Here is a 21,459-nt window from a genome sequence, read left to right as displayed (position 1 = left end):
TCGCCTTGCGGGGACGCCGAACGTCTGCCCCACCATCATCATACTCTCCCGGGTGGTCTTGCGCCACTCACGGGATACATGTGCGATTTAGTATGAATTTACAACTATAATATTTTGCACCTTTATCGGCGTGGCGAGACCGGCCGCCCGGAGTCGCCGTCGTGGATACGCCTGCGCCGAGCTGATCGCCTCAGTCGCGCTCTGGGGCGGTGCGGTGTAAGTCGATATAGGGCCAACCGCAGAAACGCGGTTGATGCTGTCGCTATGGCTTCTGCCGTGAAGGACGCCCGCCAAAATAACCGTTGATATCTACAACCATTGTCGATAACACCAATCTCGCAAGACGCGCAGATCGTCAGCGGAGAGGTTGGTTGATGAAGCGGCTAAACAGGCGGCGCGGGCTGGTACCGACCGCGGCGATGATCTCCCTCATGATGCCGGCGGTCGGCGCGACCCAGGATCGTGCAAATGGCGATCCGCTGGTTGCGCGCCAATCGTTTTACCTGCCGATGCGCGACGGTGTCCGTCTTGCGGTGAACGTGTACCGACCTGCGAAGGGCGGCGTAGCGGACGCGGCAAAGGCGCCGGTGGTATTCGCCTTCACGCCGTATCGCGCACGCTATTACGACAATGGAAAGCTGGTGGATCTGCTCGATTCGCGCGAGTTCGGGCTCCGCGATCTGGTGCATGCCGGCTATGTCGTCGCGACGGCTGATATTCGCGGAAAGGGCGCGTCGTTCGGCGCGCGGCGTGGTTTCCTGGATCAGACCGAAGCGAAGGACGGCGCGGAGATCGTCCAGTGGCTCGCGGGGCGGCCCTACGCGACGGGTGACGTCGGACTGATCGGTTGTTCGTATCTCGGTGGGACCGCGATGCTGGTGGCGGGCGCGCAGCCGCCGGCGGTGAAGGCGGTGTTCGCCGCCGCCACCGACTGGGACAAATACGAGTTCGTCCGACGCGGCGGCATCACCGGTCAGTTCAACACGCGGCCTGAAGAATCGACCGCGATCGATCTTTCCAGCGTACCCGTCGACGGGGACAGCGGTGGCGTGCTGCTCAAACAGGCGGTCGCGCAGCATGCCGGCAACACGCCGATGGCACCTTTGTGGTACGGCATCCCGTATCGCGACAGCATGTCCGCGCTGACCGGCACGCGCTTCTGGGAGGAGGTCGGCCCCTATACGCACAAGGTCGCACTCGCACGACCGGGCGTCGCCTGGTACCTGTGGGGCAATTGGAACGACGAGCCGACCGAGCAGATCATCCGCGCGGCCGCCAACCTGCCGGCCAAGATGATCATCGGCCCGGGCAGCCATTGTGAGCCGCCCAAACAGTTCAACATCAACAGCATTCAGAAGACGTTCTTCGACCGCTATCTGAAGGGCGTCCGCAACGGCCTCGATATCGAGCCGAAATATGCCTGGTGGCGGCAGGACGGCAGCGGCGGCGAACTGATCCGCTCCAACAGCCTGCCCGGCGTCGGCATCGCGCGCACCACGCTGTTCCTCACGGCAGGCAACGGCTTCCGGGCGGGCGCGCTTGGCACCAAGCCGACGGCTGTGCGCAGCATCGATTACCCGATCGACTATGACATCGCGACCGACGCCTACTTCCCGTTCTGGCCCGAGACGCCCGACGCGCGTGCGGCGATCTTCACCAGCCCGCCGCTGGCCGAGCCGGCCACGATCGAGGGCTATTCGGTGGTTTCGATTCGCGCCGCCGCCGACGCGCCGCAGGCCAATATGTTCGCGTATCTCGAGGACGTCGATCCGAGCGGCAGGTCGGTCGTGCTGGCGCAGGGGCGGCTGGCGGCGAGCCATCGCAAGCTGAGCAGGCCGCCCTATAACGATCTCGACCTGCCCTATCATTCGGGGCTGGAGCGCGACGCGGCGCCGCTCGCGCCGGGTAAGCCGGTGACGTTGGTGTTCGACCTGTCGCCGCGTTCGTATGTGGTGCCGGCGCATCACCGTCTGCGCGTCGCGCTCGCGGGTGCCGATCCGCGCCAGCGTAATCTGGCCGCGATCAAAGGCGGGCTGGCGAAGCGCTGGACGGTGTACGCCGGCAGCACCGGATCCCGCATCGAAATTCCGTTCAAGACACCCGCCCGGTTCGAGGCTGGTGCCGAAAAGACTGTGGAAGAGGCAAAATGAAGAATCCGTCGCAGACCATGATGCGGAATTTCACGCGCTCCGGCGTAGCGGTCGCCGCGCTCGCATGGGCCGGTACGGCCCATGCGCAGGCCGTGCCGGAACCCGGGCAGAACGCGCCGGCCGCGCAGACGCCGGACGATACCGACGCCGCCCGCACGCAGATGAGCACCAGCGGCACCGCATTGCCGCCCAGTGCCGAGCCGGCACAACCGCCCGCCGACGTGGTCGTCACCGGCAGCCGCATTCGCGGCGTTGCGCCGGTCGGTTCGCCGCTGATCGAGCAGACCCGCGCCGACCTGATCTCCTCGGGCGCGACCAACACGACGCAACTCGTGCAGAACCTGCCACAGGTCATCAACCAGGGCGTCAGCGAGGGGAGCCGCAGCACATCGGGCGGGGCCGGCAATATCACTTATAGTTCCGGCTTCAACATTCGTGGCATCGGGCCATATGCGACGCTCACTCTGCTCAACGGGCACCGCATCGTGCAATCCGGTTCATCGGGCGGCCTTCCCGATCCGAGCGCGATCCCCACGATCGCGATCGAGCGAGTCGAGGTCGTCGCGGACGGCGCATCGGCGATCTACGGGTCAGATGCGGTCGCAGGCGTGGTCAACCTCATCACGCGGCGGCGCTTCAACGGGCTGGAGGCGCGCGCGCAATACGGCCTCGCCGCCGATCAGGCGTACAACCAGTACAATATCGGCATCATCGGCGGGCATAGCTGGGATACCGGCAACCTGACGCTGTCTTACGAACACAGCGGCCACGGTGCGCTCAACGGGCGCGACCGTGACTTCTACGGCGCGGATCTGCGCGCGCGCGGCGGCGGCGATTACCGCGGCACGCAGTGCAACCCGGCCAACATCGCCATCAACGGCACCAACTACGCGCTGCCCGGGCTCGTCGCGGGTAGTGTCAACACGTGCGACACGTTGAAGACACAGGATCTCATCCCGGCGCAGCGGCGCAACAGCTTCATGGGATCGGTCACGCAGGAGATCGGTTCGCGCATCACGCTGACCGGCGATCTGCTCTACACGCGGCGCGATTTCCAGTTCAATCCGGCGCTGACCACGGCGACGGTGGTGCTGCCCAGCACCAACCCGTATTTCATCCTGCCACCCGGCGTCGTCGCCTCGTCGGAAACGGTGCAGACCAACTTCGGCGGGCAGGGGCCGGTCAACAGCACGCGCGGCTTCGCCAAGGTGCTGGAGGGCACGGCCGGGCTAAACTGGAAGCTGTTCGGCGATTTCCAGCTCGACGCCAGCTACACCTATGGCCGTGACGAGAGCCTCAGCACCTCGACGCAGGGCGTGAACAACGGCGCGCTGGCCGCCGCACTCGCCAGCAGCAACCCGGCGACCGCGATCAACCCGTTTGGTGGCAACAGCGCGGGCGTACTCGGCAGCGTGTTCAACCAGGTGTTCGGCGCGCCGGGCATCAACGAGGAGCATGAAGGCGAGGTGAGCGTTTCAGGCTCGCTGTTCCATCTGCCCGGCGGCAACGTGCGCGCGGCACTCGGCGGCGAATACGTGCGCGAGAGCATTTACACCGGCCTCGACAGCGGGCCGGCGGGTGCTGTCAATTCCTCGCGGACCTATGCGGCGCGCACGATCAAGTCGGTATTTGGTGAATTGCGCGTGCCGATCTTCGGCGACGACAATGCGATTCCCGGCTTCCACTCGCTCGATCTGTCGCTGGCGGGACGGTATAGCGACTATTCGGATGTGGGCACGACCAGCAACCCCAAGATCGGCATCAATTGGGAACCGGTGCGCGGGCTGAAGCTGCATGGCAGCTACGGCACGTCGTTCCGCGCGCCGATCCTCACGCAGATCAAGGGCGCGGTCGATGCGTTGTTCATCCAGAACTACAACACACCGAACGGTGTCGTCACCGGCGCGACTCTGTCCGGCTTCGCCGACGGCAATCCGCTGACACCCGAACATGCCCGCACCTGGTCGCTCGGCGCGGATCTGTCGCTGCCCGCGCTGCCCAACTTCCGCGCGAGCGTGAACTATTTCAACATCGACTATACCGGCCAGATCAACGCGATCCTGTCCGACCTGTCGATCCTGCAAGGCGGCGCATCGGCCTCACAATATGCCGACCGCATCGTGCAGGGCGCGCAGGCGGCGGCGTTGATCCAGTCGTTCGTGCAGAAGGGCTATCCGGTGTTCGGCGTGCTGCCCGACACCCCGACGCTGTTCGTGTACGGCCAGAACGTCAACGCGGGCAAAACGCTGGCGGAGGGAATCGACTTCCAGCTTTCCTACCGGCTCAGCCACTTCAACGTCGCCACCAACGGCACCTATTTCACGCGTTACCGTACCGCCGTGTCAACCAGTGCGCCGTTCCTCGACAGCGTGAACACGATCTTCAACCCGCCGCGTTTCCGCGCGCGCAGCTCGGCCGGATACGACAATACCGGCACCAGCGCGGTGCTGTTCTGGAACTACACCAATTCCTACAAGAACAACCGCGTCACGCCGACGCAGACGGTGAAGGATTACTCGACCTTCGATCTGCATGTCGCGCACCGCTTCGATGGTACGCTCAGCGGCAAGAACCGGCTGACGCTGGCGCTCGACGTGTCAAACCTGTTCGACGTCGATCCGCCGTTCGTCAATATTCCGGAAAGCCCGAACGGCGGCGGCGGCTTCGATCCGACCGTTTCCAACCCGATCGGCCGGATCATCTCGGTGTCGGCGACGGTTTCGCTGTGAGACGTTTCGCGCCCGAAGCTGGGGACAGCGTGGATGCCGACGGCATTCCCGCGCGCCCGTGGCGCTTATTTGCGAAAGACCGAATCGTACACGCGGTCGAGCAATGTGCTCAGCACCTGAAGGTCGCGCGGGCCGAGGACGTTGAGAACATCCTGCTCCACCAAAGCCAGTCGCGCGAACAGTTTGACGAGAGCGGCTTCACCAACTTCGGTCGTGTAGAGCGCGTGGCGGCGTCGGTCATCCGGCGACCGTCGGCGTTCGGCCATGCCGAGCCGTTCGAGATCGTCCACCACCGCCACCGCCGCCGATTTGTCGAGACCGACCTCGCGTGCGAGCTTCGCCTGCGACAGGCCCGGATTGGCGGAGATAATCGCGAGCGCGGAAAACTCGCCCGGTCGCAGCCCGATCTCGACGCTTTGGGTGCTGAAGGCGCCGGAAAGCTGGTTCTGAATCCGGCGCAACCGGAAGCCGATGAAATTGCCAAGCCGACCGAGTTCGAGATGCTCTTCGTTGACGGAATTGGGTCGGATGGGGGCAGCCATATGCCGTCCTTAATCAATCGGCCGAAGCAAACAAAGCTTCAATATCCTCCACTGAGCGGCGGGCGGGTCGTGGCGCGTTATACCCGGCTATGAACGATACGGATCAGATTCAAGCCGCCGTGGCGGCGCCGAGCGGGCCGGAAGCGGCGCCTTCGGTCACGCAGACCCGGGCCCGCTTTGCGCGGCGTGTGGCGGCTGGCGTCGGCTCTGCCGCGTTGCTCCTGGCGATGGCGACCGACGCGCTCGCGGTTGCGGGCCGGCACCTCGGCGTGACGTTTCTGGGAGCGATCGAGATTTTCGAGGCGTGCATCGTCGTTGCCGCCACCTCGGCAATCGTGATCGCGACGATCGACGGAACGCATGCCCGTGTTCGTATCCTGCTCGAGCAGGTCGGGGAGCGCGCGGCAGGTGTGCTCGATCGCGCCGCTGATCTGGTCAGCGCAATCATTTTCGTCGTGCTCATTGCCGGTTCGATCTGGCTGGCGTCCGATCTCTGGAACGGTCACGAGGTGACGGAGGTGCTCAACCTGCCAATGCGCTGGATGCGAGCATTCTGGATCGGCGGCGCGCTGCTCGTGGCGACTATCTTCATCGGCAACGCGATGCGGCGCCGGGCATGACGATGATTCCCGAAATCGCCGGGCTGATCGGCATCCTATGTCTGCTCGGCGTGCTCGCGCTTGGCCTGCCGATCGGTATCAGCCTGATCCTCGTCGCGTTGGGTGGGCTGGCGATCCTGATCTCGCCCGAGGCGGCGCTGATCAAGGCGGGTGTCGTCACCTTCGCGACGATCAGCCGCTACGAGCTCGGCGTATTGCCGTTGTTCGTGCTGATGGCGCATCTATGCTTTGCCGCGGGCGCCAGCCGCGACTTCTTCGACACCGCCGCGCGCTTCGTGGGGCATCGCCGCGGCGGCCTTGCGATCGCCTCGATCGGCGGCTGCGCGGGCTTCGGTGCGATCAGCGGGTCGAGCCTCGCCACCGTTGCGACGGTCACCTCGGTGGCGCTGCCGGAGATGCGCAAGGCGAACTATGCGCCGTCGTTCGCGACCGGTGCGCTCGCGGCGGGCGGCACACTCGGCTCCTTGGTGCCGCCGTCGGGTGCGCTGATCGTGTTCGGCATCGTCGCTGAACAATCGATCGGCAAGCTGTTTGCCGCCTCGATCATCCCCGGGCTGACTCAGGCGCTGTTCTACATCGTCGCGATCTCGATCCTGTGTCGCATCAATCCCGCACTGGGGCCGCGTACCGCGCGTGTACCGTGGCGCGAGCGGATGGCGGGACTGGTGCGCGTGATCGACATCGCAGCGCTGATCCTGTTCGTGATCGGCGGGTTGTTCATCGGATGGTTCACCCCGACCGAAGCGGCGTCGGTCGGCTCGGCTGCGGCGCTGCTGCTCTGCTGGTGGCGGGGCAAGCTGACCCGGGCGGCGGTGAGCGGCGCTCTGGACGCGACGCTGCGCACCACCGGCATGATCTATCTTGTCATCATCGGTGCTTTGCTGTTCGCAACCTTCATCAGCGTTACCGGTGTCGCCGGGTGGCTGGCGCAGGCGGTTGGCAGTTTCCACGCCTCGCCAACCTTGACGATCGTGGCGATGGCGGTGGCGTTGCTGGTGCTCGGCTCGTTCCTTGATGGCATCGCGCTGATGTTGCTGACCACGCCGATCTTCCTGCCGATCATCCACGAACTTCACATGAGCCCGATCTGGTTCGGCATCTTCCTGGTCCGCACGATGGAGATCGGGTTCGTCCATCCGCCGCTCGGTCTCAACGTCTATGTCATCCAGGGGATCGCCAAGGACATTCCGCTGGCGACGATCTTCCGGGGAATCGTGCCGTTCCTGATCGTCGATTTCCTCCACCTGGCTCTGTTGATCGCGGTGCCGATGCTGGCCCTGTGGCTACCCGGGAGGATGGGATGAAATATCTCGCCCTGTTCTTCATGGCCGCGGCGATGCTGCTCGCCGGCTGCACGCGGCCCGACCCGAACGTGACGACGCTGACCTATGCCAGCCCATATCCGCCGACGCACCCGTTCAGCAAAGCCGACATCGCGTGGATCACCTGGGTCGAAGCGGCGTCGCACGGCCGTATCAAGATTCATCCCCTGTGGAGCGGCGCGCTGTTGTCGAGCGACCAGAGCATGGAAGAGATCCGCCATGGCGTCGCCGATATCGGTCTCATCACGCCGATCTACACGCTCGGCAATGCCCATGCGCAGCGGGCACAGGTCGGCTTCTACGGGCATATCGGCTCGATTCCCCAGCAGGTCGGTGTGTACAAATGCCTGCTCGCGACGTTCCCGGTGCTGCGTGACGAACTGCATGGGCTGCGCGTGCTGGCGGTGCAGGGCGGCAATCTGCCCGGTATTCTCACCCGCAACCGCGCGATCCACAGCCTCGACGATCTGCGCGGCTTGCGTATCCGCTCGCCCGCCGAGAACACCGCGGTGCTGCGCGCACTCGGTGCGGATCCCGTCGATATGCCGATGGGAGACGTTTACCCCGCGCTCGCCAAGGGCGTGATCGATGGTGTGATCGCACCGGCGGATACGCTGAAGAGCCTCAACTTCGCCGAGGTCGCCTCGCACTTCGCAACGCTGCGCGTAAGCCGCGGCGCGTATCCGGCGCGCGCGATGAACGCCAAGCGGTGGAAGGCGCTGCCGGCCGATCTTCAGCAAATCCTCGCTCGCAGCCAATTGGTGTGGGAAGATGCGCTCGCCGAGCAGATCACCCAGGCCGAGCAGATCGGCCGTACCTTCGGTGAGCAGCATCACGTCGCCTTCGTATCGGTCACCCCCGGCGATCAGGCGCGTTTCGACGCACTTTACGACCGGGATTCCGCCGTTACCGCCGCATCGCTGGTGCGCTTCGGTATCGATGGTACGCCGATCTTTCAGGCGGCCCAGCGCCTCATCCGCTCATCGCCCGCCGGGGGCACGCCACGCTGCCCGCCCGCCGCGCCCCTAACGCCACAGGAACCAAAATGACCAACGACCAATCCCGACCGCTCGAAGGCCTGCGCGTGATCGATCTGACGCGCGCGCTGGCCGGCCCTTACGCGACGTTGCTGCTTGCGGGCCTCGGCGCGGAGGTCATCAAGATCGAAGATCCGCACGGCGGCGATCTCGCGCGGGACAACAGCCCGTATGTCGGCCGGGACGGCATCACCGTCGAGCGTACGCACGACGACGACATCTCGATCTCGCACCTCGCGCGGGCGCGGGGCAAGCGCGGCGTCTCGCTCAACCTCAAGTCGGCGGCGGCGCGCGCGGTGTTCGCCGATCTGTGCAGCCATGCCGATATCGTCGTCGAAAACTTCGCCGCCGGCACCGCCGACCGGCTTGGTGTCGGCTATGAGGTTGCCAAGGCGGCAAAGCCCGACATCATCTATTGCTCTTTGTCGGGCTTCGGTGCGGATCGGCCCGACGGCAAGGCGATGGACGTCATCATCCAGGCGCTGTCCGGCGCGATGTACACCAGCGGCGACCCCGATGCGCCGCCCGTGCGGATGGGGATTCCGGTCGCCGACATGCTCGCGCCCGTGTTCGCGGTGATCGGCATCCTCTCCGCGCTCGAACAGCGCCACCGCACCGGCGAGGGCCAGCATATCGACGTGTCGATGCTCGGCGCGCTGACCTCGTTCGTCGCGATCGAGAACTGGTCAGCGCTCGCCGCAGCCGGCATGCCGGCGCGGACGGGGTTGACCGTGCAGCGTCTGTCGCCGTTCGGCGTGTTCGCCTGCGCGGACGGCTATGTCGCGATCGTCGGCGTGCACGAGAAGCTGGCGCAAGGGCTGTTCCGTGCGATGGGCAGGCCCGAGCTCGGCAGGGACGCGCGCTTCGTCGGACGAGATCTGCGCGTCGCCAATGCGACGGCGCTGGAAGCCGAGATCACCGCCTGGTCCTCGCGCCACGCCGTCGCCGACGTGGTGGCGGCGTTACAGGCGGAAGGCGTGCCGGTCGCGCCGGTGCGGCATCCCGAGGAGGCGTTGATCGATCCGCGCGTTGTCGAGCGTGGAGAAACGACACCGCTCGCGCATCCTTCGTACCCTTCGACGGTCGATCTGCGCAGCGTCGGCGTGCCGATCACCTTTTCCTCGGCGCGGACAGGCTTCGACGACGTGCTGCCCGTCCATATCGGCGAGCATAATGCCGAGGTGTTCCGCGATCTGCTCGGCTACGACGATGCGCAGATCGCCGCGCTCGCGCTCGACGGGTCGATCTGATGACGCGCGCCGCGACCGCGTTCGCCGCGATTGCGGCGGCGTACCAAGATCCCGATGCCGTCGCGCGCGCGCTGACGGCGGACGGTGTGCGGGTGATCCGCACGATCGGCAGCGACGCGCCTGACGCGTTCCTGCGCGCGGCGGGTTTCGCCCCGGTACGGGCCAGACCCGCTGATGCCCCGGCGACACCGCGCGCTGATGCGCTGATCGGCAAGGCCGCCGGACGTAGGCGCGTGCATCGTCTGATCGAGTGGCTGCTCGATCCCGCACAGGCGCAAACGCCGATCCTGATAACGCGCGCGGATAGCGAGCAGCCGCAAGTGTTTGCGGCTCTGCGTGAGCTACGGCGTCTCGGCGCGGATGGCCCGAAGCGGTTCACGATGCTCGATCTGCTGCATCAACCGCGCGAGAGTTCCCGGGTGTATAATCGTGCACGGCTCGCACAGCTTGGCGCCTGGCTGGCGGAGCAGGGCGGCGAGGCTCCGTCGGATGAGGCGATTGCCGCCGGTCACGCGCTTGAGACGCGGCTGCACGATCGCATGCTCGCGGTTCAGGCGCGGCGGGTCGTTTCACCGTCGGCGGTATGCGGCATCGATTTCCTCCGCATCGTCGGCGCGTGCGCTGTGTTGCCGCCGGAGCGCATGATCGCGTATCTCGATGCGATCCTCGCCGAACCCGTCGAAGCGGGTGCCGCCGCGCGGCGCGTCTGGGTGACCGGCAGCGCTCCCGAAGACGATCGTGCCTATGCCGAGATCGAGCACGGCGGCGCGGCGATCGTCGGCGAGAGCCATGATTGGGGCGTGGCGCGATTCCGGTTACCTCCCGCCCGAAGCCTGGAGGCGTTCAGCGATCCCGCTCGCCTCGCGCCGCTCTCCAGCCGCGCCATCGCGACTTTGGCGACAGAGAGTGTCGCCGATGCGCGCGCCGCAGGCGCGGAGGCGATCGTCAACCTGGCGCTGGACGGCGAGGAGGTCGCGCCGTGGCTGCTCAAGCCGTTGCGCGCGCAGGCGGGCAACCTGACGATCGAATCGTTCGTGCGTCCGGAACCCGTCGCACCCGGGCCGCGAGCACCGACCGCGCAACGCGCCGCACCCGAGCGCAGCCGCAAGCTGCTGGACGTCACCGCGGATTTTGGCACCTACCAACGCGACTGGTTTGCCGGTATCCGCGCCGCCGTCGCGGGCGGCGCGCCGTTTGCGGTGGTCAACGCCAACGCGCCGCAGGAGATTCTGCGCGCGTTCGACCTGCCGTTCGTCGTCAATCAATGGTGGGCGTCGATCGTCGCGGCCAAGCGGCAGTCCGGCCGCTACCGCACCCTTCTCACCGAACATGGCTATCCCGCCGAGATCGAGGCGTACAGCACGCAGGCGCTGGCGGCGGCGTTCGACGGACAAGCCGACCAGGCACCGTGGGGCGGGCTGCCGTCGCCTGACTTCGTCCATGCGATCGCCTCGTCCGATCCGACTCCGGCGATTTTCGAGGCGATGGCGGTCGAGCATGGTGCGTCGCGCTTCCTTTACGAGCGAACGGTCGATCCGAGAGCGGAGATCGAAACCCGGTGGTGGGACGTGATGCATGATGACTGGGAGGTCGCGCTCGAAGGCGAGCGGCTCGATCTGCTCGTCGCCGAGCTGCGCGCGGTGATTGCCGAGATCGAGCGAGCCACCGGCCGGTCGTTCGACGAGACCCGGTTCCGCGACGTTATGACGTTGGTGAACGAGCAGGAGGCCTATTACCGCGCCACCCGCGACCTGATCGCGCGTGCGGTGCCCGCACCGATCAGCATTGTCGACAGCATGCCGGCAACGATGGTGCCGCAATGGCATCGCGGCAGCCTATGGGCGCGCGACGCGGCACGCGCCTTTCATGACGAAGTCGCGGCGCGCGTGGCGGCGGGGCAGGGCGTGACCGCACGCGAACGCGTGCGGCTGATGTGGGTCGGTCGCGGACTGTGGAGTGACACCGCTTTTTATCAACGCTGGGAGGAGAGCCACGGCGCGGTGTTCGTCTGGTCGATGTACCTTGCGCTCGCAGCGGATGGCTATATCCGCAATTTCGGGTCCGGGCGCGATCCGTTGCGCGCTCTTGCCGCGCGGTTCCTGACGATGGGCGACGAACTGCGCATGCCGAGCTGGTCCGGGCCGTGGCACGTCCATGAGGCGCAGTCGCATCGGATCGACGGCGCGATAGCCTTGTCCGACGCTGATCCGTTCACGGTGCGGGCGTTGGTCGCCGCGGGCATTCCGGTGCTCGAACTCGGCGTCGACAATTTCGCGCTGGGCCCGGACGATCTCGAACGTCTCGACGCGCGTGTCGTCGCGTTCATCGAGGGGCCGGCGGGCGCATGCGCAGCGGCCCGTCTGGGCGCGGCGGCATGAGCAAGCCTCTGGCTGGGGTTCGCGTGCTGGAATTGTCGCGCTTTCTTCCTGGCACCTATTTCGGTTGGATCGCCGGCGACATGGGCGCCGACGTGATCCGTGTCGAGCATCCGCGCGAGCTCGCCAAGGCCGAGGCGATGTTCGGTGCGAGCGCCGATACGACCGCGCTCTGCCGCGACCGCGCGCGGCCGACCTTCACGCGCAACAAACGCAGCATCGCGCTTAATCCCGGCCATCCGGATGCGCGGCGTGTGCTGGAACCGTTGCTCGCGTCCGCCGATGTGCTGGTCGAGGATTTTCGGCCCGGTACGCTCGCACGTCTCGGCCTCGGCTATGACGCTGCGGCGGAGATCAACCCGCGACTGGTCTACGCATCGGTCAGTTTCGCCGGGCAGACCGGGCCGCTCGCACACCGCGCCGGGCACGATCCGGCCGCGCTTGCGGCGGCGGGCGTGCTGTCGCGCCTGAATGGTCAGCCGGTGCCCACCCTGCCCGGCGTGCAGGTTGCAGACGTGATGGCAGGCGCGCACGCGACGATCGCGATCCTGCTGGCGTTGGCGGCGCGTGGACAGACCGGGCGGGGGGCACATGTCGATATAGCCATGATCGATGCAGCGATGCCGCTGCTGATGGTTGGGCTTGGCCGGGTCGACAATCCGGCCGATCTGCATGCGCCCGACGGAGCATGGCATCCGAAAGGCGGCGTCTGGCGGTGCGCGGACGACGCCTATCTGTGCACAACCGACATGGAGCCGCGGTATTGGGCGCGCTTCTGTGTCGCGATCGATCGCCCTGACCTCACCGCGCGCCAGTTCGATCTGGCCGCGCATCCGGCGATTCACGCGGAGCTTACGGCAGTGTTCGCGAGCCGACCCAGGGCCGCGTGGCTCGCGCTGTTCGAGGACGCCGACACGCAGGCGATGCCGGTGCTTTCCCCGGTCGAGGCGCTGCGCCACCCCAATGCAATCGCGCGCGGCATGCATGTCGCGCTGGAGGTTCCCGGCGCGGGTACGGTCGAGCAGATCGGCACGCCGTTCGCGATCGGCGGCGTCACGCCGGGGCCGCATCGCGCCGCGCCGTTGCCCGGTGCGGACCGCGACGCGATCCTCGCAGAGTGCGGCTTTGGCGCAGACGACATCGCGCGGCTTGCCGCCGGCGGTGTGTTCGCCAGCACGAAGGGGGCCGGCGCATGAGCGCGCTCGCGGGCCTGAGAGTCATCGACTTCACGCATGCGATTTCCGGGCCGACCTGCACCAACATGCTCGCGCAGCTCGGTGCGGAAGTGGTGAAGATCGAGCCGCCCGGGCGCGGTGACGGTTTCCGCCATTATACCGAGCATGGCGGCGCGCCGCTGCTCAGCATTCCATTCGCTGCGATCAATGCCGGCAAGCAATCGGTAGCACTCGATCTCAAGAGCGAGACGGGCCAGCACCTCGCCCGCGCGCTGATCGCCACCGCGGACGTGGTCGTGGAAAACTTCAGGCCCGGCGTCATGGCGCGGCTTGGCCTGTCGCCGGACAGGCTGCGCGCAGCCGACCCCCGGCTGATCGTCGTGTCGATCAGCGGCTTCGGGCAGGACGGCCCGATGGCGCACTACGGCGCGTATGACCATATCGCGCAAGCGGCGTCCGGCATCGCCGTGATGAACGCCACGACGGACGGGCCGCTCAAGATCGGTATTCCGATCATCGACTCCTTTACCGGCTATGTTGCGGTGATCGCTCTGCTCGCCGCGCTGCGCATACGCGATGCGGGCGGGGAGGGCGCTCATCTCGATATCGCGATGCTCGATTCGGCCTTGAAGCTCGTCAACACGTCGGTCGCGGTGCATTCGCACACCGGCACGGTGCCGATGGGGACGGGCAACCGTGGATTTCGGCTCGTCGCCACTTCGGAATTTTATCCGACCGGCGACGGCTGGATCGCGCTCGGTGCGAACGAGCAGGCGCAGGTGGCGTCGCTGTTCCGCGTGCTTGGTCATCCCGGGCTGATCGACGATCCACGCTTCGCGACGCACGCCGCGCGCACCGAGAATTATGCTGAGCTACGCGCCTGGCTGACGACTGTGCTCGCGGACTGCGACGCCGCCACACTGGAACGCGATCTCGTCGCGGTGGGCGTCGCGGCCGCACGGTTACGCGATGTCGGTGAGATCGCGACCGATCCCCATATTCGCCAACGCGGCACGCTCGAACAGGTCGAACTGCCCGGTGCGGAGCGGCCGCTCGACGTGGTCGGTGCGGGCTTCGCGACCGCGCCGCGCGCCGGTGCGCGGGTGCCGCTGCTGGGTGAACATAGCGATGCGGTGCTCGCCGCGCTTGGCCTCGACCGTGACGCGATCGCGGCTTTGCGTCGCGCCGGGGTGCTGGCATGATCGACATCGTCTTCCTCGGCGACCTGATCCTCGATGTTCCGGAGCCGGACCATTGGCTTGCCGGCGTCGCGCCGGTGACGCGTGCTGCCGATCTCGCGATCGGGCACCTCGAGGTGCCGCATACCGCCCGCGGGCAGGAGATGGTGGGGGACGTGCCCGCGCCGGGTGCCGATCCGACCCATCTCGCGGCGCTGGCGCGGGCGGGAATCGGCATGGTGTCGCTCGCCGGCAACCACATCGCGGATTGCGGAGCCGAGGGCATCGCCGATACGATCGACGAGCTTGCCCGGCTCGGCATCGCGCACGCCGGAGCCGGGCTGGATCTCGCGCGAGCGCAGCGTCCGGCGGTGATCGTGCGAGGCGGCGTGCGCGTCGCGTTGTTGAGCTACAATTGCGTCGGACCGGAGATGAGCTGGGCGACGAAAAGCCGCGCCGGGTCCAATCCTCTCGTCGTTCGCGCGGCCGATGGCGGGCCGACGCGGCCGCAAGCGGAGCTGATCGAGGCGGACCCGGCTTCGCTCGCTCTCATGGCGCACCAGATCGCGCAGGCGCGACACCATGCCGATGTGGTGGTGGTGGCTCTGCACAAAGGGATCACACACCGGCCGGCCGAGCTCGCGCCTTATGAACAACCGGTGTCGCACGCCGCGATCGACGCCGGCGCGGACATCGTCGTCGGGCATCACGCGCACATCGTGCGTGGCATCGAACTGTATCGCGGCAGGCCGATTTTTCATGGCCTGGGCAATGGCGTGGTGGTGACGCAGGCGCTCAGTCCCGCACAGGATCATCCGGCGCGCGCCGAGTGGGCCGAGCGGCGCAAGCGGATGTTCGGCTTCGAGCCCGATCCGGCCTATATGCTCGCGCCGTTTCACCCGGAAGCGGTCAACGGTATGATCGGCCGCTGCCGCATCAATGTGGATGGCACGATGGAGACGGCGTTTCGGCCGATCTGGTTCGCCCCCCCCGGCCGTCCCGAAATCGCAGAGGGTGCGCAGGCCGAAGCCGTGGCCGACTATATCGATGCGATCGGCCAGCGCGCTGGCCTCTCGCCCCTCGCGCGGGTCTGGTCGGACGGGTGGGTCCGGGTCGCAGGCTAGGCGACCCGGACAGGGCGGCTCAGTCGATCCGTTTCTTGCGCAACGTCCACTGGCTGTCGGTGCATAGCCGACAATCGCTGCCCTTGAACCAGCGCGCGGCGGCGGCATCGTGACGAAGCTGCCACGCCAGCCACGCCACATCGACCTGGGTGACCCGGCCGCCATTATCGTCCTGGAAGGTGCCGCCGTGGCCGACATCCAAGCTGGCGATCGCCACCGGCACGGTGTCGATCTTGTCGAAATCGTCGTTGCCGTTCGGCCAGGCGATGTCGGTGGGTCCGCCCATGATGTACAACACCGGAGTGTGCAGCTTTTTCAATTCCGATTTGGCGATGGTCATGCCGCGAATCGGATTGGCATTATCCTTGAACACGCCGCTGTTGTGGATGATGACGGCGCGGATGCGCGGATCGACGGCGATCTGAAGCGCCTGCAACCCACCGCAACTATGCCCCGATACGGCCAGCATCTTAGGGTCGATGCGCCCGTACAGGGGGCTACCCTTGCGTGCATTCTCCGCCAGCGCCCAGTCGAGCCCGGCGGAAACCTGCGCAGAACTCGTCTTCACGCCGAGTTGGCCGGGCGGCGGCGGCGCCTCGACCTCGCTCGGCGGGGGCGCGCCGGGGCCGGACTTGATGGTGCCCGGCGCGATCACGAGATAGCCGTGCGAGGCGATCTCCGCGAGATGAAGCCGTGCGCTCGCGCCATCGTCGCTGCAGGCACCGTTGCCCCACACCACCACACCCAGCTTGCGCGCGCCCATCGCTGCCAGATCGGACGGGCGATACAGGACATGATCGGGCAAGCCCGGATCGGTCAGCTTGGCTGCGGGGTAAGGTCCGGTGCCGCGTGTATCTGGCTTGGCGTCGTAGGCGCGCTGTGCGGCACGCATCGCATCGGCGGCAGGTGCGGCCTGTCCCCACGCAACACCGCTCGCGCCAAGCGCTAAGGCGGCGGCGATCATCGCTGTTCTCATCGTGTTCCCTCTCCTGTAATTTGCCGGTGATATTGTTGTAAAATACTACTATCTGCAAGCCTTGCGTGAGTTTCCGGGGTTCATGTCCTGCGGCACGCGCGGACCAGAACGACGCAACAGTGCCTCGCTGGTTTCATGGCCGACGAACGAGACGATGTCGTCCCCGCGAAACGGAAGAGATTCGGCCGATACGCGCGTTCAGGCGCGAGACTGTTTTTGCGGCCCAACGTGATGGTCGTGCGTTCAGCGGGAATGACGGATACGATCGAAAGCCTTCAGCAGAAGATGGACGCTGCTGCGCTGGCGTTGGACTTTGAAGAGGCCAAGCGGTGCCGCGACAGGATTAGCCTGATGCGCGGCGGCGCCACTGCGAGCGAAGCCGAACACGCCGATTCCGCAGGATTGCTGCGCCAGCAACCGGGGGCGATGGGCCTTGGCACCAGCCAGCAGCGCGTGGCACCCCCGCCAGGCTGGCAGCCGCCGCCCAAGCCCGATCCCATGACATCGGGCCGGACATCGCGCGGGCGCCGTCGCGGAGCGTGAGGGATTCACGACACTGCTCGCGTTGCTCCCCCGCGCGTGCGGCGGCAGCATCCCTCAGTCCGCGCGATTGCCCATCAGCTCGCCGAGGCGCACTGGCCGTTCCGGCGCCCAATCTTGGTTGAACGTGATGGTGCGTTGCCGGAACAGCATCACGATCGTCGAACCGAGAAGGAAACGGCCCATTTCCTCGCCCTTCTTCAAGACGATGTTCTGATCGTCATACGTCCATTCGGACACCGTGTTTGTTCGCTTGGGATTGACGACGCCGTGCCAGACGGTTGCCATGCTTCCCACGATGGTCGCGCCGACCAGCACCATCACGAAAGGACCGTGTTCCGGCGATGCGAAGACGCATACCACCCGTTCGTTGCGCGCGAACAGGTTCGGCACGCCGCGCGCAGTGGTGGGATTCACCGAGAACAGCTTTCCCGGCACGTAGATCATGCGCATGAGCGTGCCGTCGCAGGGCATGTGCAGGCGGTGGTAATCGCTTGGGGACAGGTACAGGTTGGCGAAGCTGCCGTGGCGGAACTGAGCGGCGAGTGCGCTGTCGCCGCCGACCAGCGCCGTCGTGGTAAAGCGATGCCCCTTGGCCTGCAGGATGTGATGGTCGTCGATCGAGCCGAACTGGCTGATCGCGCCATCGACCGGACACACGAAGTCCGCAGTCGCGATCGGGCGCACGCCGGGCTTGAGCGGGCGGGTGAAGAAATCGTTGAACGTCTTGTAGCTGCTGATGTCGGCATCCGCGGCTTCGCGCATATCGACGGCATATCTGCCGACGAACCAGTGGATAAGCCGGGTCGTCATCACCCCTCCCCGCGCCCCGGCGATGCGGCCGGCGAAGGTGGTCAGGCGCTGCTTGGGCAGCACGTGCTGGAGCAAGATCTTCAGGCGATCGGACATCAAGACCTCAAAACATGGGCAGGCCCTTGTAGCGTCATGAGTCGCCAGGTCGATCTTTCCGAATGCCGCGTCCCAAAGGCAGGCATGGTGATGCGGTTTTGAGGAAGCCGCCATAGCGTGGCGGCGTGTTCGTCGATGGCGGCATCTTTTCCGTTCCGAAAGTTAGAGCAAACCTTGCAGAAGCCCCAGACGCACAGCCTCAGCCCGGGTCGCGACGCCCATCTTCAGATAGATGCGCCTGATGAAATTTCGCACGGTATGCTCGGATACCGTCATGGCTTGCGCGATCTGGGCGCTGGTGCACCCACGCGCGATCAGCCTGAGGGCCTCTATCTCGCGGGGGGACAGTGGGGGATGCCCGAGCCTCGCAAGGTTCTGCGTCACATCGGAATAATCGGTTTCTCGAAGATATTTCGCATCGAGCGGCAGGACCTCGGCGCGAAGTGTGTCGCCAGGCTTCCGTCTAGCCATTTCCATTGCCGAAACTGCGCGGGCGTGCAGGACTTCGGGTTCAAACTTCCTGTGTCGGGAAAGGAAGGCCATTCCGACCGAAACGTGCAGGGGAATAGCCGAACCCCGCCATAGAACCGCGTCTGCCAGATCGGGCGGCACGGCGGCGGCGGGAGACATGCGAACCAGGCGGTCATGATTGAGAAGAACAGCGAATTTCCGGCCCCCCAGGCGCGCCGCAAAGGCGCCCACCGGATATGCGGTCCGTATGCGTCGGGCGAACGCCACCAGGCAGGCATCGCCGGCAGCCATTCCCCAACGGCTGTTGATCTCTCTGAGATTGTCCAGACGGAGCAGCGCCAGCGCCCCCACCGGCGCCGATCCTTCCGCGCCTTGGGCGCCATCCAGGAAATGTGCGTGGTATTGCGCGCGGTTTGCGAGACCCGTCAGCGCATCATATTTGCTTAATTGACGTTGCTCTTCCCAACGCTTCCGCTCGGCGGTGATATCCTCCTTCAATCCGTAGAGAGACAGGGCATGGCCGTCGCGTACCCTGGTCGCAGCCTTGATGCGAATCCATCGCTCTTCGGCGTCGGACCGAATGATCTGCGCTTCCAGCGAAAACGTCCCGCCGCTGGCGATCGCTGCCGAGCGTAAACGCTCCAGCAGCAGCCGGGACGATTCGGCATACATGGTAATTGTTTCGTGTCGTTCGACGGGCTTGTTCGACGGCAATCCGAACATGTCGAAAACGGACGGAGACCATGACAGGGTTTCGGTTCGGAGGTCACACGCCCATGCCCCCATCCCGGGCAAGGCTGACACATCACCATAAAAATCGGCGGCGGTATCACGCTCGAGATCGGTGCTCTTTATACGTGACTGCATGCCGTCCTGATTTATCCGTGTCGTCTATAAGACCATGGGGCCCCGTGGAACTCGGGCGGGGTAAGATACGTCCTTTACGCGCCAATAGTGGCCGTAAGGGGAATCGGGGGGATTCCGCCATATATTTTTACGGGATTGCGACGCACCTGACTGCGCCCCAGCGGTGACGTCGCTCTGAGCTGAGGCGGATGCTGCTGTTCACATGCCAGCGCGCGACGCGTTTCGTGTCGGCGAGGCGAGTACATCCCAGCCGCAGGCACCATGCCCGGCATGCCCGTTGTCGGCCCCACCCCACGGTTCGCACACACCGCTGCCACCTGGTCTGGAAGCAATTTCACCACTGTGGCCGGGTTGGGCCACATACAATATCAATCTGTCACGACATGACACTGCGGCACTGAGTCAGGGGGCGGAGTGACGCGTTGTATTCCTAGCATCTCATCGCAGCGCGATCCTCAAAGGATCTTTCGACCGACACGCTGCCGTTTTGATCGAAGCTGAGGCCGGAGGGGCTTGGCTAGGTCGGGTCCTCCCAGCGTTGCGAGCAACGAAACCGTTGAAGAGCACAAGAGAACATCCGGCTCGATTTCAAAATCGAACCGGGTCTGACGGCATTTGTAAGTTTTGAGAACGCGACGAAGAATACTGAAGCGCACGTGAAATTTATCTGGGGGCAATTTCGATGATCTTGGCTGGAGTAGCTGTTGCCGCTTTGGCAATGCTTTGCGGTACATACGCCATTTGGGCTCGCCATCGCGAAGCCGCCTCGCGTCGTGCCTGGCGGGCGCGCCGGAATGAACAGGCTCTGGAGAATGACGCGGTGCTGTTTGAGCGAAGATCAACGCGCAACTAGGCTGAAACGGCCTGTCTGCCAGTCCCCGACAAGCGTTTGATCCCGCAAATCGAATAGTCGGCTCCAGAGCTGGAAGCAGGATTGCGCGCTGACGCTGTGACGAATCCCGCGCCCGCGCCGCTCACCCGATCGTCGTCGCATGGATCGGCAGCAGCGCCGCGCCGAGCGTTGCCGCCGTGCCTTCCAGAGTTGATACCGAGATACGCGGCGTCGTGCCGACATGGTCGCCGATCCGCATCGTGCCATAGTCGATTCGCTCGACCAGAGCGGTCAGGAGGCGATTGGGCAGGGGGCTGGAAATGACGAATTCGCCGGGATCGATCCAGGCGAGGCCCCAGTTGATGATCGGTGCGATCTGGCGTGCGGCGCGATCGACCCAGTCGGCGACGACGTCTTCATAGCCGAGCGTGACGGCATCGAAATCCAGCACCGAATCGATCGCGCACCCCGCGCTGCGGAGCGTTGAGAGAAGATCGAGCGTGGATGGCCGTGGCGCGTCGACCGGATACAGGCAGCCGATCTCGCCGGCGCTGGCGGTCGCGCCGCGCAGGATGCGGCCATCGACGATGATGCCGGCACCGATGCCGTGCCCCAGCAGGATCACCACCGCGGTCGAGCAGCGGCGCATCAGCCCGCCGACATAATATTCGGCCAGCGCCGCCGCATTGGCATCGTTCTCGATCCAGACGTCGTGGCCGATCCGCTCCTCGAACAGCGCCTTCAGATCGACCCCGCGCCACGCCGCCAGGCTCTCGACGGTCCAGCGCCGCGCGCCATCGGGTGACAGTGCCGCCCCCGGCACGCCAATCCCCACGCCCAGCAGCCGCCGGCCCAGCAGTCGGTGCGCGATCGCCAGGTCGTGCATCGTTTCCGTCACCCGCGCCGCGAACGCGTTGGGATCGGGATCGTCGAACGGCTGCGAACGATGCGCGATGACACCGCCCGCGTAATCGACCAGCGCGACCTCGATCAGCCCGCGATGCACCACCGCGCCGACGGCGTAGCCGGCGGCGGGTGAGATGCACAACGGCACGGCGGGGCGGCCAGGGGCAACCGAGTCGGCGCCGGGGCATTCCGCGATCAGGCCGTGCGCGAGCAAGGTGCCGGAGAGGCGGGTGAGCTTGGACGCACTCATGTCGAGTGTCGCCGCAAGGTCTTTGCGTGAGCGCGACCCGTGGGAGCGGAGAACGTGCATGATCCGCCGTTCGTCCTCGTCGAGCCGGAATCTTGAAAATGCCATGCCGCCCCTCCCAGACACATTCCCTAGGCTATTTAGTTTATTTCGTGAAATTAATTAAAATTGTCACATTTGACGTCCAGCCGCACCGCATAAGAACAGGG

16 protein-coding genes are annotated in these 21,459 nt (G+C 65.8%); 11 read left to right on the top strand and 5 right to left on the bottom strand.

Annotated features, from left to right (window positions below; translation table 11 throughout):
* The first annotated feature begins 374 nt into the window (after nucleotides 1-374).
* Entirely contained in the window at nucleotides 375-2,150 is a 1,776-nt protein-coding gene (locus J0A91_RS04670) for a CocE/NonD family hydrolase (RefSeq protein WP_240502206.1), read from the top strand.
* The gene (locus J0A91_RS04665; RefSeq protein WP_069203928.1) at nucleotides 2,147-4,879 is read left to right on the top strand and encodes a TonB-dependent receptor plug domain-containing protein; all 2,733 of its coding nucleotides are present in this window, start codon (nucleotides 2,147-2,149) and stop codon (nucleotides 4,877-4,879) included. The genes J0A91_RS04670 and J0A91_RS04665 overlap by 4 nt, the downstream gene beginning before the upstream one ends.
* 65 nt (nucleotides 4,880-4,944) lie before the next feature.
* Here the strand turns inward: J0A91_RS04665 and J0A91_RS04660 are convergent, their stop codons facing one another.
* Entirely contained in the window at nucleotides 4,945-5,421 is a 477-nt protein-coding gene (locus J0A91_RS04660; protein ID WP_069203927.1) for a MarR family winged helix-turn-helix transcriptional regulator, read from the bottom strand.
* A 119-nt stretch (nucleotides 5,422-5,540) separates the two neighbouring features.
* Between J0A91_RS04660 and J0A91_RS04655 the strand changes: the two genes are divergently transcribed.
* Genes J0A91_RS04655 through J0A91_RS04620 form a run of 8 tightly spaced genes read left to right on the top strand, consistent with a single transcriptional unit; the run spans nucleotide 5,541 to nucleotide 15,502 of the window.
* Nucleotides 5,541-6,041 (top strand): TRAP transporter small permease subunit, encoded by a 501-nt coding sequence (locus tag J0A91_RS04655; RefSeq protein WP_169833090.1) that lies wholly within the window; start codon nucleotides 5,541-5,543, stop codon nucleotides 6,039-6,041.
* Nucleotides 6,038-7,345, top strand: coding sequence for a TRAP transporter large permease (locus J0A91_RS04650; RefSeq protein ID WP_240502205.1), 1,308 nt, complete (start codon nucleotides 6,038-6,040; stop codon nucleotides 7,343-7,345). The genes J0A91_RS04655 and J0A91_RS04650 overlap by 4 nt, the downstream gene beginning before the upstream one ends.
* On the top strand, nucleotides 7,342-8,412 hold the full coding sequence (dctP, locus tag J0A91_RS04645) for a TRAP transporter substrate-binding protein DctP (protein ID WP_069203925.1): 1,071 nt from the start codon (nucleotides 7,342-7,344) through the stop codon (nucleotides 8,410-8,412). The genes J0A91_RS04650 and dctP overlap by 4 nt, the downstream gene beginning before the upstream one ends.
* Nucleotides 8,409-9,650, top strand: coding sequence for a CaiB/BaiF CoA transferase family protein (locus J0A91_RS04640; RefSeq protein ID WP_069203924.1), 1,242 nt, complete (start codon nucleotides 8,409-8,411; stop codon nucleotides 9,648-9,650). Before dctP ends, J0A91_RS04640 begins: the two co-directional genes overlap by 4 nt.
* Nucleotides 9,650-12,028: a 2-hydroxyacyl-CoA dehydratase family protein gene (locus J0A91_RS04635; protein WP_083224511.1), complete on the top strand. Its 2,379-nt coding sequence runs from the start codon at nucleotides 9,650-9,652 to the stop codon at nucleotides 12,026-12,028. The genes J0A91_RS04640 and J0A91_RS04635 overlap by 1 nt, the downstream gene beginning before the upstream one ends.
* Nucleotides 12,025-13,221 carry a CaiB/BaiF CoA transferase family protein gene (locus tag J0A91_RS04630; RefSeq protein WP_069207036.1) on the top strand — a complete coding sequence of 399 codons (1,197 nt, stop codon included), beginning with the start codon at nucleotides 12,025-12,027 and terminating at the stop codon, nucleotides 13,219-13,221. The genes J0A91_RS04635 and J0A91_RS04630 overlap by 4 nt, the downstream gene beginning before the upstream one ends.
* On the top strand, nucleotides 13,218-14,402 hold the full coding sequence (locus J0A91_RS04625; protein WP_069203923.1) for a CaiB/BaiF CoA transferase family protein: 1,185 nt from the start codon (nucleotides 13,218-13,220) through the stop codon (nucleotides 14,400-14,402). The genes J0A91_RS04630 and J0A91_RS04625 overlap by 4 nt, the downstream gene beginning before the upstream one ends.
* On the top strand, nucleotides 14,399-15,502 hold the full coding sequence (locus tag J0A91_RS04620; RefSeq protein WP_069203922.1) for a CapA family protein: 1,104 nt from the start codon (nucleotides 14,399-14,401) through the stop codon (nucleotides 15,500-15,502). Before J0A91_RS04625 ends, J0A91_RS04620 begins: the two co-directional genes overlap by 4 nt.
* A gap of 19 nt (nucleotides 15,503-15,521) precedes the next feature.
* On the opposite strand, the gene J0A91_RS04615 is transcribed toward J0A91_RS04620, so the two are convergent.
* Nucleotides 15,522-16,478, bottom strand: coding sequence for a poly(ethylene terephthalate) hydrolase family protein (locus tag J0A91_RS04615; protein WP_240502204.1), 957 nt, complete (start codon nucleotides 16,476-16,478; stop codon nucleotides 15,522-15,524).
* 252 nt (nucleotides 16,479-16,730) lie between these two features.
* On the opposite strand from J0A91_RS04615, the gene J0A91_RS04610 reads away from it, so the two are divergent.
* Nucleotides 16,731-17,021, top strand: a complete 291-nt coding sequence (locus J0A91_RS04610) for a UvrB/UvrC motif-containing protein (protein ID WP_069203921.1) — start codon at nucleotides 16,731-16,733, stop codon at nucleotides 17,019-17,021.
* Between the two features lie 54 nt (nucleotides 17,022-17,075).
* Here J0A91_RS04610 and asd read toward each other — a convergent pair whose 3' ends face one another.
* The 3 genes from asd to J0A91_RS04595 form a co-directional block, all read right to left on the bottom strand.
* Nucleotides 17,076-17,927: an archaetidylserine decarboxylase gene (gene asd / locus J0A91_RS04605; RefSeq protein WP_069203920.1), complete on the bottom strand. Its 852-nt coding sequence runs from the start codon at nucleotides 17,925-17,927 to the stop codon at nucleotides 17,076-17,078.
* A gap of 162 nt (nucleotides 17,928-18,089) precedes the next feature.
* On the bottom strand, nucleotides 18,090-19,265 hold the full coding sequence (locus J0A91_RS04600; RefSeq protein ID WP_069203919.1) for a diguanylate cyclase domain-containing protein: 1,176 nt from the start codon (nucleotides 19,263-19,265) through the stop codon (nucleotides 18,090-18,092).
* Nucleotides 19,266-20,239: 974 nt separating this feature from the next.
* Nucleotides 20,240-21,358 (bottom strand): ROK family transcriptional regulator, encoded by a 1,119-nt coding sequence (locus J0A91_RS04595; protein ID WP_069203918.1) that lies wholly within the window; start codon nucleotides 21,356-21,358, stop codon nucleotides 20,240-20,242.
* Nucleotides 21,359-21,459: the final 101 nt, after the last annotated feature.

It is taken from the genome of Sphingomonas panacis, assembly GCF_001717955.1.
GTDB lineage: Bacteria > Pseudomonadota > Alphaproteobacteria > Sphingomonadales > Sphingomonadaceae > Sphingomonas > Sphingomonas panacis.
This window is presented reverse-complemented; position numbering and strand designations above follow the sequence as displayed.

What these genes read in the sequence shown, in the direction of transcription:
- J0A91_RS04670 (WP_240502206.1), top strand. Translation starts at nt 375, where the DNA reads ATGAAGCGGCTAAACAGGCGGCGCGGGCTGGTACCGACCGCGGCGATG.
- J0A91_RS04665 (WP_069203928.1), top strand. Translation starts at nt 2,147, where the DNA reads ATGAAGAATCCGTCGCAGACCATGATGCGGAATTTCACGCGCTCCGGC.
- J0A91_RS04660 (WP_069203927.1), bottom strand. Translation starts at nt 5,421, where the DNA reads ATGGCTGCCCCCATCCGACCCAATTCCGTCAACGAAGAGCATCTCGAA.
- J0A91_RS04650 (WP_240502205.1), top strand. Translation starts at nt 6,038, where the DNA reads ATGACGATGATTCCCGAAATCGCCGGGCTGATCGGCATCCTATGTCTG.
- dctP (WP_069203925.1), top strand. Translation starts at nt 7,342, where the DNA reads ATGAAATATCTCGCCCTGTTCTTCATGGCCGCGGCGATGCTGCTCGCC.
- J0A91_RS04640 (WP_069203924.1), top strand. Translation starts at nt 8,409, where the DNA reads ATGACCAACGACCAATCCCGACCGCTCGAAGGCCTGCGCGTGATCGAT.
- J0A91_RS04635 (WP_083224511.1), top strand. Translation starts at nt 9,650, where the DNA reads ATGACGCGCGCCGCGACCGCGTTCGCCGCGATTGCGGCGGCGTACCAA.
- J0A91_RS04630 (WP_069207036.1), top strand. Translation starts at nt 12,025, where the DNA reads ATGAGCAAGCCTCTGGCTGGGGTTCGCGTGCTGGAATTGTCGCGCTTT.
- J0A91_RS04625 (WP_069203923.1), top strand. Translation starts at nt 13,218, where the DNA reads ATGAGCGCGCTCGCGGGCCTGAGAGTCATCGACTTCACGCATGCGATT.
- J0A91_RS04620 (WP_069203922.1), top strand. Translation starts at nt 14,399, where the DNA reads ATGATCGACATCGTCTTCCTCGGCGACCTGATCCTCGATGTTCCGGAG.
- J0A91_RS04615 (WP_240502204.1), bottom strand. Translation starts at nt 16,478, where the DNA reads ATGAGAACAGCGATGATCGCCGCCGCCTTAGCGCTTGGCGCGAGCGGT.
- J0A91_RS04610 (WP_069203921.1), top strand. Translation starts at nt 16,731, where the DNA reads ATGACGGATACGATCGAAAGCCTTCAGCAGAAGATGGACGCTGCTGCG.
- asd (WP_069203920.1), bottom strand. Translation starts at nt 17,927, where the DNA reads ATGTCCGATCGCCTGAAGATCTTGCTCCAGCACGTGCTGCCCAAGCAG.
- J0A91_RS04600 (WP_069203919.1), bottom strand. Translation starts at nt 19,265, where the DNA reads ATGCAGTCACGTATAAAGAGCACCGATCTCGAGCGTGATACCGCCGCC.
- J0A91_RS04595 (WP_069203918.1), bottom strand. Translation starts at nt 21,358, where the DNA reads ATGGCATTTTCAAGATTCCGGCTCGACGAGGACGAACGGCGGATCATG.